Raw genomic sequence first — 13498 nt, 5'->3', positions numbered from 1 at the left:
GGCCTCCGACGGCGTCATCCGCGCCGGTTGAGCAGATCCGCCAGGTAGAGCAGCTCGCGGGAGCGCTGCTGGGCGAGTTCGGCGATGCTCGGAGCGCAGTGGTGCGGAATGCCGGCGATCATGGCGTTCAGGTCGGCGCCTTGTCCGACCAGGGGCTCCAGCCGCCGCAGCAGGTTGCGCCCGGTCTCGCTGAAACGCAGCGACGGGTCTTTGCGCAGCCGCTGGAGCACCGCGGCGGTGTCGGCCTCCCGGGCGGCGGCCCGCCCCGGACCGGCGGGCTCGCGCGCGGGCTCGGCGGGCGGGACGGCGGGTGGCGCGGGTTCGACGGCCGACACCGGCGGTTGCCCGGTCCGCACCAACTTGCGGACTTCTTTGGCGGTGGTAAGCGAGATGCCGGCGGCGGCGGCCACCTTCCGCGCCGACGCGTCCGGGTCGGCGGTGAACATCTCGATCGCTCGTCGGCGGCCCTGCTGTCCGTCCAGTCGGTGCACCACGCCGTTGGCCGCGACCCGGCCGGTCGACTGGACAATCTGTCCAGTCGACCGGGTTCGGATGGCCGCCACGGTGCGATGGGAGATCCCGGCGACGGCGGCGATCGACCGATCCGAGGACTCCGGATAGGACAGCAGTATCCGCAGTGCCGCGGCTTTGCGTTCGGTGAGCGACAGCGGCAGTCCGTGCGCCGCGTTCACCTTCACCGACAGCACGAACGCCTCGGTGGCGTCGCCGTCGAACAGCACCGCGGCGATGGTCTGCTCGCCGCGTAGTCGGGCGGCGTGCAGCCGATGCCAACCGTCGATGATCTGCCTCGTCGCCCGGCGGACGATAATCGGCGGAAAAGGGGCCGCGGAATCGGCGAGAGTACGCACATGTTCCATGTCCACCGCCGATGTGCGCGGCGACGAATCCGCCGGAAGCACATCGGAAATCGATAATTCGACGACATTCGTACAAGGCGACAGTGCGGAGATCGGCGCCCTCAGCAAATCACTTCTCCTCGTATGCGAACCGAGGTTCCCGGCGTTGCCCATCGATCCCCCTGTGTACTTCGTGGTTACCACCCTGATCGCCTCCTAAACCGGCACTTGCTGGAGGAACTCGGTCACCTCGGCAGCCGGGGGCCCGCGTCGACGGCGGCGGCGAAACGGGCCACCTCCGCGAGGATCTCGGGTAGCTCAGCATCGGAGGCTAACAGTTCGCAGACCTTCGGCACGGCCGGTCGGCGACACTCGGGAATGGCATGAACAGGCCACACCTATTTCCCGATGAAACGACCTGGAACGCCGTTCCGGTCCCTTCCGCCGAGCCCTGAAACGTGTTCTACTCGGTGGAATCTCGAAGCGGGAGAGAGGGGTCCGGCTTGGTCGCGATCTTCACGATGTCGCAGGACCGCTATCTCGCCACCGACCTCGCGGTCAGTCCGTGGTCGGACTCGCACCTGCGCGGCACCGCGGTGTGCGGTCTGTTGGCTCGCGAGGCCGAACGGCACTGTCCAGGAGCGTCGTTCGTCCCCGCGCGGTTCACCGTCGATCTGTTCCGTCCGGTACTGAACGAGCCGATCCGGCTGCGCGGCGAAGTGGTGCGCGACGGCAGACGAGTACGCGTCGTCGACACCTCGATCGTGCAGCGGGACCGCGTGCGGGCCCGCGCGACGGTGCTGTACTCGGCCGCCACCGAGGAACCACCCGGACGGGTGTGGCAGCGGGCGCGGGAGTCGCCGACGCCGACGCACCCGCTCGACGCCGCCGGGGGCCACGCCATGCTGTTCAGGTCGGGGGAACGGGACTGGACGACCGATATCGCCGCGGGTCTGCACGGCGAGCGCCTGTGCGCCTGGCACGACGTCCCGACCCTGGTGGACGGCGAGCCCAACTCGCCGTTCCAGTCGGCCGCCTACGCCGCCGACGCCTCGAATATCGTGTGCAACTCAGGAACCGAGGGCGTCGGCCACATCAACTGCGACGTGACGATGACCCTGTCACGTCTTCCCGTGGGCCACGAGATCGGACTGCGGGCCGCGGACCGCGTCGCGACCGAGGGGGTCGCCGTCGCGTCGGCGCTGATGTACGACCGCGCCGGTCCGCTGGGTCTGTGCCTGGTCACCGGTATCGCCAACGGCCTCGGGCAGATCGACCTGTCCGCGTTCTCCGCCGCGCAGGCGCTCTCGGCGCGGCGCGGCGACCCACAGTAGGCCGAAGTTCCGCCAGGCCCGCGCACCCGAGCGGGCCGTGAGTGAGGTGTGATGAAGGTGTCCCTCGATCCCGACCGCTGCGGTGGCCACGGCATCTGCGTGTCGCTGTGCCCGGAACTGTTCGCCCTGACCGAGCACGGCTACGCCGAGGCGCGGCGGTCCGACGTTCCCGTCGACCTCGAGCGGGCGGCCGCGGCGGCCGCCGGGGCGTGTCCGGAGTGGGCGATCGTCGTGGGCTGACCGGAGCCGATCGACCGGGCGGTGCGTGCCGCGACCATCCACGTTCTCCTCCACCACGAAAGGCTGACGAGCACATGACCGATCTGGCCTCCGTCGACTTCTTCTCCGATCCGGCCATCGCCCAGAACCCCTACGAATATCTGGAGTTCCTGCGCGGTCAGAACCCGGTCTACCGCGAACCGAATCACGGTTCCGTACTCGTCACCGGGTACCAGGAGGCCATCGAGGTGTTCCGGGACCCGGGCACCTATTCCTCCTGCGTCGCCATCGGCGGGCCGTTCCCACCGCTGCCGTTCGAGCCCGAAGGGGACGACATCAGCGACCAGATCGAGGCGCATCGTCACCTGTTCCCGATCAGCGAGCACGTGGTCACGATGGACCCGCCCCAGCACACCCGCACGCGGGGAATGCTGAGCCGGATCCTGACGCCGAAGCGACTCAAGGAGAACGAGGATTTCCTCTGGGTGTTGGCGGACAACCAGTTCGACGAATTCCTCGCCGAGGGCCGATGCGAATTCATGGGCGACTACGCGAAACCGTTCGCCGCCCTGGCGATCGCCGACCTGCTCGGCGTCCCCGACGAGGATCGCGCCGAGTTCCGCGCCAGGCTGGCCGGGAAGGGCAACCGGGTGGGGGCGTTGGACCACGCACCCGTCGGCGTCAACCCGCTGCGGTGGCTGGACGAGACGTTCGGCGCCTACGTCACCGAGCGGCGCGAGGCCCCGCGCGATGACATCCTCGGCATCCTGGCCGCGACGACCCACGCCGACGGGTCGATCCCCGAACTCATCGAAGTCGTGCGGCCCGCGACCCTGCTCTTCGCCGCGGGGCAGGAAACGGTCACCAAGATGCTCGGCGCGCTCGTGCGCGTGCTGGCCGAGCGACCGGAGTTGCGGAAGACGCTGCGCGAGGACCGTGGCCGCATCGCGCCCTTCATGGAGGAGGCGCTGCGCATCGAGTGCCCGACCAAGGTCGACTTCCGTCTCACCAAGAAGCGCACCACCCTCGGCGGCGTGGAGATCGCCCCGGGAACGCTGATCACGCTCAGCCTCGACGCCGCGAATCGCGATCCGCGCAAATTCGACAATCCGCACGAGTTCGACATCGACCGCGTCAACGCCCGCGAGCACCTGTCGTTCGGGCGCGGTATCCACACCTGCGTCGGTGCGGGACTGGCGCGCGCCGAGGGCTTGATCACGATCAACCGACTGCTCGACCGCGTCCGCGACCTCGCCATCGACGAGAACGCGCACGGACCGGCCGAGGATCGCAACTTCCAATACGAACCGACCTATCTGCTGCGCGGTCTGCAACGGCTCGAGATCACCTTCGAACCGGCCTGACCATGCACCGGCAATCGCCGTCCACACACACAGGAGTTGCCCGATGACCAACGGCCTCGCGAACCGACCGCCGCAGGATCGGACGATAGCGGTCACCGGGTCGAGTTCGGGGATCGGCGCGGCAGTCTCGGATCAGCTGCGTCTGGCGGGATACCGGGTGATCGGTGTCGGACGACGAGACGCGGACGTCGTCGCCGACCTGGGCACGCCCGAGGGCCGCGAGCACGCGATCGCGGAGATCACCCGTCTCAGCGAGGGCAGGCTGAGCGGATTCCTGCCCTGCGCCGGCCTCGCCGCGGCGAACGAGCGGCCCGGCGCCCTGCTGGTGTCGGTCAACTACTTCGGCGCGATCACGCTGCTCGAGGGGCTGCGGCCCGCGCTGGAGGCGGCCGGGAACGCCTCGGTCATCCTGATGTCGTCCAATGCCGCCGTCACCCAGCCCGGCTGGCCGGTGGAGTTGGCCGAAGCCTGCCTCGCAGGCGACGAGCAGAAAGCGCGCGAGATCGCCGACTCCTTCGCCGAACTCGGTCCCGTCCACGCCTATCCCGCGACCAAGGCGGCGCTCGCCTGGTACGCGCGCACCAGATCGGCGGAATACGTCCGCGCGGGCATCCGGCTCAACGCCATCGCTCCCGGCATCATCGACACGCCGATGACCGAGCAGTGCATACAGGATGTCCTGGTCGGCGCGGGCGTACGGGCCTTTCTGGCCGCCACACCGGCGGGTCGCGCGGGCAAGCCCGAGGAGATCGCCGCGCTGGTGTCGTTCCTGCTCTCCGATCAGGCCGCGTACTTCATCGGTTCGGTGGTGTTCTGCGACGGCGGGACCGACGCGCTGGCCCGGGGCAAGGACTGGCCCGCCGTCCTGCCGCTGCCCAGCTGACCGACCGCCCGCGCGCACCTCGCGCGAAGGGTCGATCCCTGTCCGTGACAACGACATTCCTCCACGCAAGCCGAATCCACGAGAGGCCGTGACATGTGCGGAATCGCCGGTTGGGTATCGTTCGACGCCGACCTGACCCGCCGACAGAGCGTCCTCGACGCGATGACCGAGACGATGGCCTGCCGCGGGCCCGACGGGAGCGGCGTCTTCCTGCGCCCGCACGCCGGGCTGGGGCACCGGCGGCTGGCCGTCATCGACCTCCCCGGTGGCACCCAGCCGATGAGCGTGAGCACGCCCGCGGGTGAGGTCGCCCTGGTGTATTCGGGCGAGACCTACAACTACCGGGACCTGCGTGCGCGGTTGTCGGCGCTGGGACACCGGTTCCGCACCGACAGCGACACCGAAGTGGTGCTGCACGGCTACCTGGAGTGGGGCGAGAACGTCGTCGACCAGCTCAACGGCATGTACGCGTTCGCGATCTGGGACCAGCGCGAGGAGAAGCTGGTGATGATCCGGGACCGCCTGGGCATCAAACCCTTCTACTACTACCCGACGCCCGACGGCGTGGTGTTCGGGTCGGAGCAGAAGGCGATCCTGGCCAACCCGTCGGTGCGCGGGGCCGTCGATCTCGACGGGCTGCGCGAGATGTTCACCCAGACCAAGGACCCGGGCTGGGCGCTGTGGAAAGGCATGTCCGAGTTGCTGCCCGGGACGCTGGCCCGGGTGGACCGCCACGGAATCCACCGGCGGGCCTACTGGCGACTGCGCGCGACCGAACACACCGACGACCGGGACCGGACCGTCGAGCGGGTGCGGGAACTGCTCGACGACATCGTCGAGCGACAACTGGTCTCCGACGTACCGCGCTGCGTACTGCTCTCGGGCGGACTGGATTCCAGCGCCATCACCGGCCTGGCCGCGGCGAGTCTCGCGCGGCGCGGCGAGCGGTTGCGGACCTTCTCGGTGGAATTCCTCGACCACGACTTCGTCCCCGACGAGATGCGCGACACCCCCGATTCGCCGTTCGTCGACGCGGTCGCGACCCTGGTGCGCTCCGACCATCGTGACGTGCGGCTGAGTTCGGCCGAGCTGTCGGATCTCTCGGTCCGGCGCGCGGTGATCGCCGCGCGCGACAATCCCGTCGGACTCGGCGATATGGATCTGTCGCTCTACCTGCTGTTCCGGGCGATTCGCGAACACTCGACGGTGGCGCTGTCGGGCGAAGCGGCCGACGAGGTGTTCGGCGGCTACCCGTGGTTCCGCGACGAGGGAGTGCTCGCCGCCGACACCTTCCCTTGGCTGGCCTTCTCCCTCGCGGCCACCCGCAACGCTCCCCGCTTCGACTCGCTGCATCCGGGACTGCGTGAACGGCTCGACATCGACGCCTTCACCGCCGACGCCTACGCGGCGGCGCGCGCGGAGGTCGAACACCTGCCCGGTGAATCCGCGGCCGATCGCCGCATGCGCGAGATGTGCCACCTGCACCTGACCCGGCTGCTGCGGATCCTGTTGGACCGCAAGGATCGGATGTCGATGGCGGTCGGTCTCGAAGTGCGGGTGCCGTTCTGCGATCACCGTCTCGTGGAATACGTCTACAACACCCCGTGGTCGCTGAAGAGTTTCGACGGCCGGGAGAAGAGCCTGCTGCGGCACGCCACGAAACATGTGCTCCCGCAATCGGTCGTGGACCGGGTGAAGAGCCCGTACCCGTCGACGCAGGACCCGGTCTACGCGGCGAACCTGCAACAGCTCGCGAAACAGATCCTCGCCGAACCGAATTCGCCCGTGTTCGACCTGATCGACCGGAAATGGATGCTCGACGCGATCGCCGAGGACCCCTCGCGCATGAACCCCCTCACACGGACGGCGCTGGACCGGTCCGTCGACATCCACGCCTGGCTGGACATGTACCGGCCGGAGCTGGAACTGGATTGATATGGATGACCGTCCCGAGTTGCCTGGAGATCGCAGCAGATGAATACTTCGCGGCCTGATCGAAACCCTGAGGACAGCATCGCCGTGATCGGCATGGCCTGCCGATTCGGCGGCGGCATCTCCTCCCCCGAGGACATGTGGGAGGTGCTGAGCAGAGAAGCAGATGTGGTCACCGATCTACCCACGGATCGGGGCTGGGACATCGCGCGGATCTACGATCCGGACCCGCACAATTCCGGGACCACCTACACCAGGTCCGGCGCGTTCCTCACCGGCGTAGCGGACTTCGACGCCGATTTCTTCGGCATATCCCCCAAGGAAGCCGCGGCGATGGACCCCCAGCAACGCCTGGTGCTCGAGATCGCCTGGGAACTTGCGGAGAATTCGGGGATCGCCCCGCACGCGCTGCGCAAGAGCGATACCGGCGTCTTCGTCGGCACGAACGAGAAGGACTATCTTTCGCATTTCTTCCAGGTGCCCACCGACAGCGAGGGTTTCCTGGTCTCCGGCAACGCGCCGAGTGTCGTGTCCGGGCGCATCTCGCATTTCCTGGGGCTGCACGGACCGTCGCTGACCGTCGACACGGCGTGTTCGTCGTCGTTGATGGCGATCCACCTGGCGTGCCGTTCCCTGCGCGAGGCCGAATGCGATCTCGCGATCGCGGGCGGCGTGGCCGTGATGTCCTCGCCGGGCGCGTTCATCGACTTCTCCCGCAAACAGGTCAACGCGCGCGACGGACGGGTGAAAGCCTATTCCGACGACGCCGACGGCACCGGATGGGGTGAGGGCGCGGGACTGCTGCTGCTGGAGCGACTCGGACAGGCCAGACGCCGCGGCCATCGGATCCTGGGCGTCATCCGGGGCACGGCCGCCAATCAGGACGGCGCGTCCAGTGGCGTGGCGGCCGTACCATACGGGCCCGCCCAGGAACGCGTCATCGAGCAGGCCCTCCTCGACGCGGGCATACGGTCGGACCAGATCGACGCGGTCGACGGCCACGGGACGGGCACCGCGGTAGGCGATGTCATCGAGGTCCGCGCGCTGATCAACAGCTACGGTCGCGACCGCGCGCCCGATCGTCCGCTGTGGCTCGGTTCGGTCAAATCGAATATCGGCCACACCCAGGCCGCCGCCGGTGTCGCCGGGGTGATCAAGATGATCAAGGCCATGGAGCACGGGCGGCTTCCGGCCACCCTCAACATCGGCACCCCGAACTCCCGCGTCGACTGGGACGACAGCGCCGTTCGACTGCTGGACCGGCCGCGACCGTGGGAGGCCAACGGCGAACCCAGGCGCGCCGGGGTGTCGGCGTTCGGCCTGTCCGGAACAAACGTGCACGTCATCGTCGAGGAAGCGCCCGGCGCGCCGGAGCCGCGGAGCGAGTCGACGGGCGCCGACCTGCCGTGGACCGCGTGGGTCCTCTCGGCGCGATCGGATCGGGCGCTGCGGGAACAAGCGGCGCGGTTGCGCACCTGGCTCGCCACGTCCACGGACACGATCGCCGATATCGGCGCGGCCCTGGTGCACTCGCGCGCCCCGTTCAAACATCGCGCGGTCGTCGTCGCCGACTGCCGGGACTCCTTCGCCGAATCCCTGTCGACGGTCGAACGCGGCGAACCCGGCGGCGACGTGTCGACCGGTGTTGCCCGTCCGGGTCTGGGACGGCCGGTCCTGGTGTTCTCCGGGCAGGGCGCGCACTGGGCCGGCATGGGCGCTGACCTGCTGGAGGTCTCCCCCGTCTTCGCCGAAACCCTGCGCGCGGCCGACGCCGCCCTCGCGCCGTTCCTGTCCTGCTCGGTGCTCGACGTGCTGCGGCAGGAACCGGGCGCGCCGACACTGGACGATCCGGAAGTCCAGTGGCCTGCCTCCTACGCCGTCACGGTCGCGCTGGCCGCGATGTGGCGGGCCCACGGCGTCGAACCGGGCGCGGTGATCGGCCATTCGCAGGGCGAGATCGCCGCGGCGGTGGTCGCCGGGGCCCTCACGCTCGAGGAGGGCGCGCGCATCATCGTCGCCCGGACCCGGGTCAGGACCAAGATGCGGGGAATCGGGACGATGCTGGTCACCGAACTCCCGGTGGCCGAAGTGCAGCGGCGGATCGAACCGTATCGGTCGACGGTGTCGGTGGCCGTGGTCAACGGTCCCGCGCAGGTCGTCGTCTCCGGGGCGACCGCCGAGGTGACGGCGATCCAGGAACAGCTCCGGTCGGAGAACATCCGCGCGTTCGTCGTCCGCGGCGCCGACGGCGCGGGCCATTCCCCGAAACTGGACGAATTCCGCGACGAGTTCGCCGCCGACATCGCCGGAATCGTCCCGCGAGCGCCCGCCATCCCGTTCTTCTCGACGGTCACCGGGAACCTGCTCGACGCCGAACCCGATGTCGACTACTGGTTCGACAACGGCAGGCAGCCGGTCCGTTTCGACCTCGCGACGCTGTCGGCGATCGGCGCCGGGCACCAGGTCTTCATCGAGTGCAGCGCTCATCCGCTGCTGCTCGGAGCCATCGAGGATCTGGCCGCCGAAGCCGGTGTCCCGGTGACGACCGCCATGACACTGCGGCGCGACACCCACGGCGTTCAGCAGTTCCTCCGCTCCGCCGCCGATCTGCACTGCGCGGGCATCGGTGTCGACTGGGCCTCGCTGTTTCCCAGGGAACGGCACCGCTCGGTGCGGCTGCCGAACTATCCCTTTCAGCGGCAACGGTTCTGGCTCGAACCGGCCGACGCCGACGCCCCGGTCGGCGGCCGCACCGCCGAGCACGAAGCGTTCTGGCAAGCGGTCGAGCAGGGCGACGCCGCGACGTTCGCGCAGACCCTCGGACTCACCGGTGCGGGTGAGCTCGCCGCGCTGGCGGAGGTCCTGCCGAGTCTGTCGGACTGGCATCGGCGCGACACCGTCACCAGCACGATCGAGGCCAACCGGTACGGCGTCGTCTGGGAGCCCAGCGCCCAGCCCCCGCCCCTGCGCGGCCGCGCCGGAAGCTGGCTGGTGCTCGTCCCCGCCGCCCGTGCGCGGGACCAGGTGACCGAACAGGTCCTCGAGGCCGTCCGCGCCCGCGCCGAGGACGTGCGCGTCCTGGCGGTCGCCCCCCACGACGACCGGAGTTCCCTGACCGCTCGGCTACGCGACGAGTCGACCGGGGGCGCGGCGTTCACCGGCGTCGTCTCCTTGCTCGCGCTGGACGAGAGCCCCTCCCCCGCTACCGATTCCGTGCCGACCGGGACCGCGCACAATCTCGCGCTCGCGCAGGCGCTGGGTGACGCGGGCATCGACGCGCCGCTGACCCTGCTCACCCAGGGCGCCGTCCGGACGGGCGATTCCGACCGCCTCGAGCACCCGATCCAGGAACAGACCTGGGCGCTGGGCCGGGTGGTGGCGCTCGAGCATCCCGAGCGCTGGGGCAACCTGATCGATCTGCCCGCGCGACCGGACGCCGTCGTCGTGCGCAACCTCGCCGCGATGCTCACCGAGCACGTCGAGGACCAGATCGCGTTGCGCGGCAACGGCCATCTGGTCCGCAGGCTGGCGCCCGGCGCCAAGCTCAGGCGCGATCGGACGGCGATCGAGCAGCGGTGGCAGCCGGGACCGGCGGACACCGTGCTCGTCACCGGCGGCACGGGCGGGCTGGCCCGACCGGTCACGAAGTGGCTGGCCGAACGCGGCGCGGGTCGGCTGATCCTGGCCAGCAGGCGTGGTCAGGAGGCCGAGGGCATCGCGGAGCACGTCGCCGAACTGACCGCCCTCGGCGCCGAGGTCACCGTGGTCGCCTGTGATGTGCGCGACCGGCGGGCCGTGCGGGCCGTGCTCGACGGCGAACACGCGATCACCGCCGTGTTCCACCTGGCCGGTGTCGGGCGATTGCAGTCGATCTCCGAGTCCACCGCGGCGGACTTCGCCGAGGTCTTCGGGGCCAAGGCCGCGGGCGCCCGCGTCATCCACGAACTCACCGAAGAACTGGACATTCGGCTGGCCGCGTTCGTCCTGTTCTCCTCCGTCTCGGTGCTGTGGGGCGCGGGCCGACAAGCGCCCTACGGCGCGAGCGGCGCCTACCTGCACGCCCTCGCCGAGCACCGGCGCGGCCGCGGACTGTCCGCGACCGCGATAGCGTGGACCGCCTGGAATTGTCCCGGGATGGGCATGCGGGACGCCGCGCAAGAGGCGTTGCGGCGGCAGGGCCTGCCCGACGGCGCGTTCGACCAACTCGGCATGACCGAAGCACAAGCGGCCATGCAGGTGGCGCGACACTGGGGATTCGCCGTCTTCGAACCGGAATTTCAACTGCACGTCCTCGAGGACGCCCTGGCCTCGGCGGAACCCGTCACCGTCGTAGCCGACGTCGAGTGGGAACGGTTCACCGCGGGCTACGCTTCGGCGCGCCGCAGGCCGCTGCTGTCCGGGATCCCCGAAGCACTGCGGGTGATGGACGAACTCGAGGGCATCGGCGCGGGCGGGCCATCCCCGGGGCAGTCAGAGGGCGCGCAAGCGTGGAAGGATCGCCTGCGACAGGCTCCGCCCGGCGAGCGCGCGAGCATATCGCTGGATCTGGTGTGCTCGGAGATCGCCGCCGTCCTCGGCTACGACGCGACACAGATCGACCCCGACCGCCCCTTCATCGAGATGGGGATGGACTCGATCGTCGCGGTGCAGTTGCGCAACCAACTCGGCCGCGCCACCGATCTGCGACTGCCGGGCAGCATCGCGTTCACCCGCCCCACGCCCCGCGCTCTCGCCGAACACATCCTGTCGGCGACACTGGTGAACACGGGCATCGCGGAGGACGCCGCGCCGCCCGCCCCGGACGCCAAAGTCACCGAACCCGTTCCGAGCGAGGCGGATTCGTCCGACAGTCTGGTGCGGCTCTATCTCGGCGCGTGCGAACAGGGCCGGGCGGTGGACGCCGCGCGGATGGTGCAGTTCGCGGGACGGCTCCGGCCCGCGTTCACCGCGCCGGACGTGCCGCCGCGACTGCCTCGACCGGTCCAATTGGCCGAAGGCGCGGAGCATCCCGTCCTCGTCTGCACCACCCCGTACGCCGCGCCGTCCGGTCCGCACCAATACGTCCGCTTCGTCGCGCCGTTCCGCGGCGACCGACAGGTCTGGGCGATCCCCAACCCGGGATTCGCCAAGGACGAACTGCTCGCGGCGGACCTGCCGACACTGTTCGAGACCCAAGCGAGGGCGGTGCTCGACGTCGTCGGGGACGCGCCGTTCGTCCTCACCGGCTACTCCTCCGGCGGCTGGGTCGCCTACGGCACCGCCGCCCACCTCGAGTCGCTCGGCCGCTCGCCCGCGGGCGTGATCATGCTCGACAGCTTCAGCCTGCGGCACCACGACGACGCGCGGATCTTCGCCACCATGATCAACCAGTTGCGCAGCCTGGAAGGCTTGGTGGACGTGCCCTCCGAGGAATTGACCGCGATGGGCCACTACGGACCGCTGTTCGAGCACTGGGCCGCCTCGCCCCTGCCGGAACTGTCGATCCCGGTCCTGCTGGTCCGGGCCGAGGAACAGCCGATGCTCGATCCGGAAACCGGTGAATTCGCCCCGCCCCCCGACGAAGTCACCGTCACCCGCATGACACCGGGAAACCACTACACCATGATGACCGACCACGCCCTGCGGGCATCGGCCGTGGTGCGCGACTGGCTCGCGGAAACCTTTCCGGCGGCGCCGAGATGAGCGTGCGTCCGTTCGACATCTCCACCGGCCTGCGGCTGTGGCTGGTCACCGGATACGACGAGGTACGGCAGGTGCTGGCCGATCAGCGCTTCGCCAAGGACGCCACCCGGATCGCGGACCTGCTGCACAGCCGCGCGCAATTCGGCTACCACGCGCTGTTCAGTCAGTCGCTGACCCACCACATGCTCAACACCGACCCGCCCGACCACCAGCGGCTCCGACACAATGTCGGCCGCAGTTTCTCACCGCGCTACGTCCAGAACCTCCGCCCGCGGATCGAGGAGATCACCGACGAAGTACTGGGACGGCTGGACGGTCGGGAAACGGTGGACCTGATCGACGAGGTCGCCTTCCCGGTGCCGATCATGGTGATCTGCGAGATGTGCGGGGTTCCCGACAGCGACCGGACCACCTTCCGGGAATGGACCGCCGACACCGTCAGGGCGGGTCAGCCGGATGCGAACAAGGACTACACGCCCATGTTCGACTATCTGCGAAAACTGGTGGCCTTCCGGCGCGAGAACCCCGGCGACGACATCATCTCGACGCTGCTGGCCGACGACGGCGAGGACCGTCTGAGCGACCAGGAGATCGAGACCATGATCGGCCTGCTGGTCGCCGCCGGGCACGAAACCACCGTCAACCTCATCGGCAACGGGATGTTCGCCCTGGTCACCCATCCCGAGCAGGCCGCGGCGCTGCGCGCCGACCGTTCCCTGCTGCCCGGCGCGATCGAGGAGTTCCTGCGATACGACAGCCCCGTCAACCAAGCCACGCTGCGCTTCACCGCCGAAACGGTGGAGATCGGGGACGTGACCGTTCCGGCCGGTGAATTCGTCATGGTCAACATCGATTCCGCCAACCACGACGGTTCGCGATTCCTGCGGCCCGACATCCTCGACCTGCGCCGCGACGCCCGCGGGCACCTCGCGTTCGGGCACGGCATCCATTACTGCCTGGGCGCTCCGCTGGCGCGATTGGAGGCCGAGATCGTCTTCGGAAAACTGCTGGACAGATACCAGCACATCGAACTGGCGATCCCGGTCGACCGGATCGATTGGCGGCCCAGCACGATCATGCGAGGTCTCGCGCGGCTACCGCTGCGCATGAGATGACCGGGGTTGTCGGTTCGCGGAGTTCCAGGACCGCGGAGGTCGCCGGACTGCGGAGGTCGCCGGACGCCGGAGGTGTCGGGTCGGGTTGGGCACGCGGCGCGTGGGTATGCCG

At 69.5% G+C, this 13498-nt stretch carries 8 protein-coding genes; 7 read left to right on the top strand and 1 reads right to left on the bottom strand.

All coding sequences use genetic code 11. The annotated features are described in order from the left end of the window. Positions 1 to 14 precede the first annotated feature (14 nt). Positions 15 to 1031 carry a ParB/RepB/Spo0J family partition protein gene (locus ON30_RS34170; RefSeq protein WP_083911887.1) on the bottom strand — a complete coding sequence of 339 codons (1017 nt, stop codon included), beginning with the start codon at positions 1029 to 1031 and terminating at the stop codon, positions 15 to 17. Positions 1032 to 1360: 329 nt separating this feature from the next. Between ON30_RS34170 and ON30_RS34165 the strand changes: the two genes are divergently transcribed. The 7 genes from ON30_RS34165 (at position 1361) to ON30_RS34135 (ending at position 13386) form a co-directional block, all read left to right on the top strand. Beyond that, complete coding sequence (locus ON30_RS34165) at positions 1361 to 2191, top strand: acyl-CoA thioesterase domain-containing protein (RefSeq protein ID WP_051030395.1); 831 nt, start codon at positions 1361 to 1363, stop codon at positions 2189 to 2191. A 51-nt stretch (positions 2192 to 2242) separates the two neighbouring features. After that, a complete protein-coding gene (locus tag ON30_RS34160; protein WP_040714458.1) occupies positions 2243 to 2431 on the top strand; it encodes a ferredoxin in 189 nt (62 codons plus the stop codon). A 74-nt stretch (positions 2432 to 2505) separates the two neighbouring features. Next, positions 2506 to 3774, top strand: a complete 1269-nt coding sequence (locus ON30_RS41915) for a cytochrome P450 (protein WP_040714457.1) — start codon at positions 2506 to 2508, stop codon at positions 3772 to 3774. Positions 3775 to 3817: 43 nt separating this feature from the next. After that, positions 3818 to 4657: an SDR family oxidoreductase gene (locus ON30_RS34150; protein ID WP_051030394.1), complete on the top strand. Its 840-nt coding sequence runs from the start codon at positions 3818 to 3820 to the stop codon at positions 4655 to 4657. Between the two features lie 93 nt (positions 4658 to 4750). Then, complete coding sequence (asnB, locus tag ON30_RS34145) at positions 4751 to 6592, top strand: asparagine synthase (glutamine-hydrolyzing) (protein ID WP_040714456.1); 1842 nt, start codon at positions 4751 to 4753, stop codon at positions 6590 to 6592. 84 nt (positions 6593 to 6676) lie between these two features. Beyond that, entirely contained in the window at positions 6677 to 12271 is a 5595-nt protein-coding gene (locus ON30_RS34140; RefSeq protein WP_051030393.1) for an SDR family NAD(P)-dependent oxidoreductase, read from the top strand. After that, entirely contained in the window at positions 12268 to 13386 is a 1119-nt protein-coding gene (locus ON30_RS34135; protein WP_083911885.1) for a cytochrome P450 family protein, read from the top strand. The genes ON30_RS34140 and ON30_RS34135 overlap by 4 nt, the downstream gene beginning before the upstream one ends. The last annotated feature ends 112 nt before the right edge of the window (positions 13387 to 13498 follow it).

Origin of the sequence: Nocardia takedensis NBRC 100417, assembly GCF_000308695.1 — a bacterium.
Lineage (GTDB): Bacteria > Actinomycetota > Actinomycetes > Mycobacteriales > Mycobacteriaceae > Nocardia > Nocardia takedensis.
This window is presented reverse-complemented; position numbering and strand designations above follow the sequence as displayed.

Bases quoted from the DNA above. Each gene is read 5' to 3' on its own strand.
- ON30_RS34170 (WP_083911887.1), bottom strand. From the start codon at position 1,031: ATGGGCAACGCCGGGAACCTCGGTTCGCATACGAGGAGAAGTGATTTG.
- ON30_RS34160 (WP_040714458.1), top strand. From the start codon at position 2,243: ATGAAGGTGTCCCTCGATCCCGACCGCTGCGGTGGCCACGGCATCTGC.
- ON30_RS41915 (WP_040714457.1), top strand. From the start codon at position 2,506: ATGACCGATCTGGCCTCCGTCGACTTCTTCTCCGATCCGGCCATCGCC.
- ON30_RS34150 (WP_051030394.1), top strand. From the start codon at position 3,818: ATGACCAACGGCCTCGCGAACCGACCGCCGCAGGATCGGACGATAGCG.
- asnB (WP_040714456.1), top strand. From the start codon at position 4,751: ATGTGCGGAATCGCCGGTTGGGTATCGTTCGACGCCGACCTGACCCGC.
- ON30_RS34135 (WP_083911885.1), top strand. From the start codon at position 12,268: ATGAGCGTGCGTCCGTTCGACATCTCCACCGGCCTGCGGCTGTGGCTG.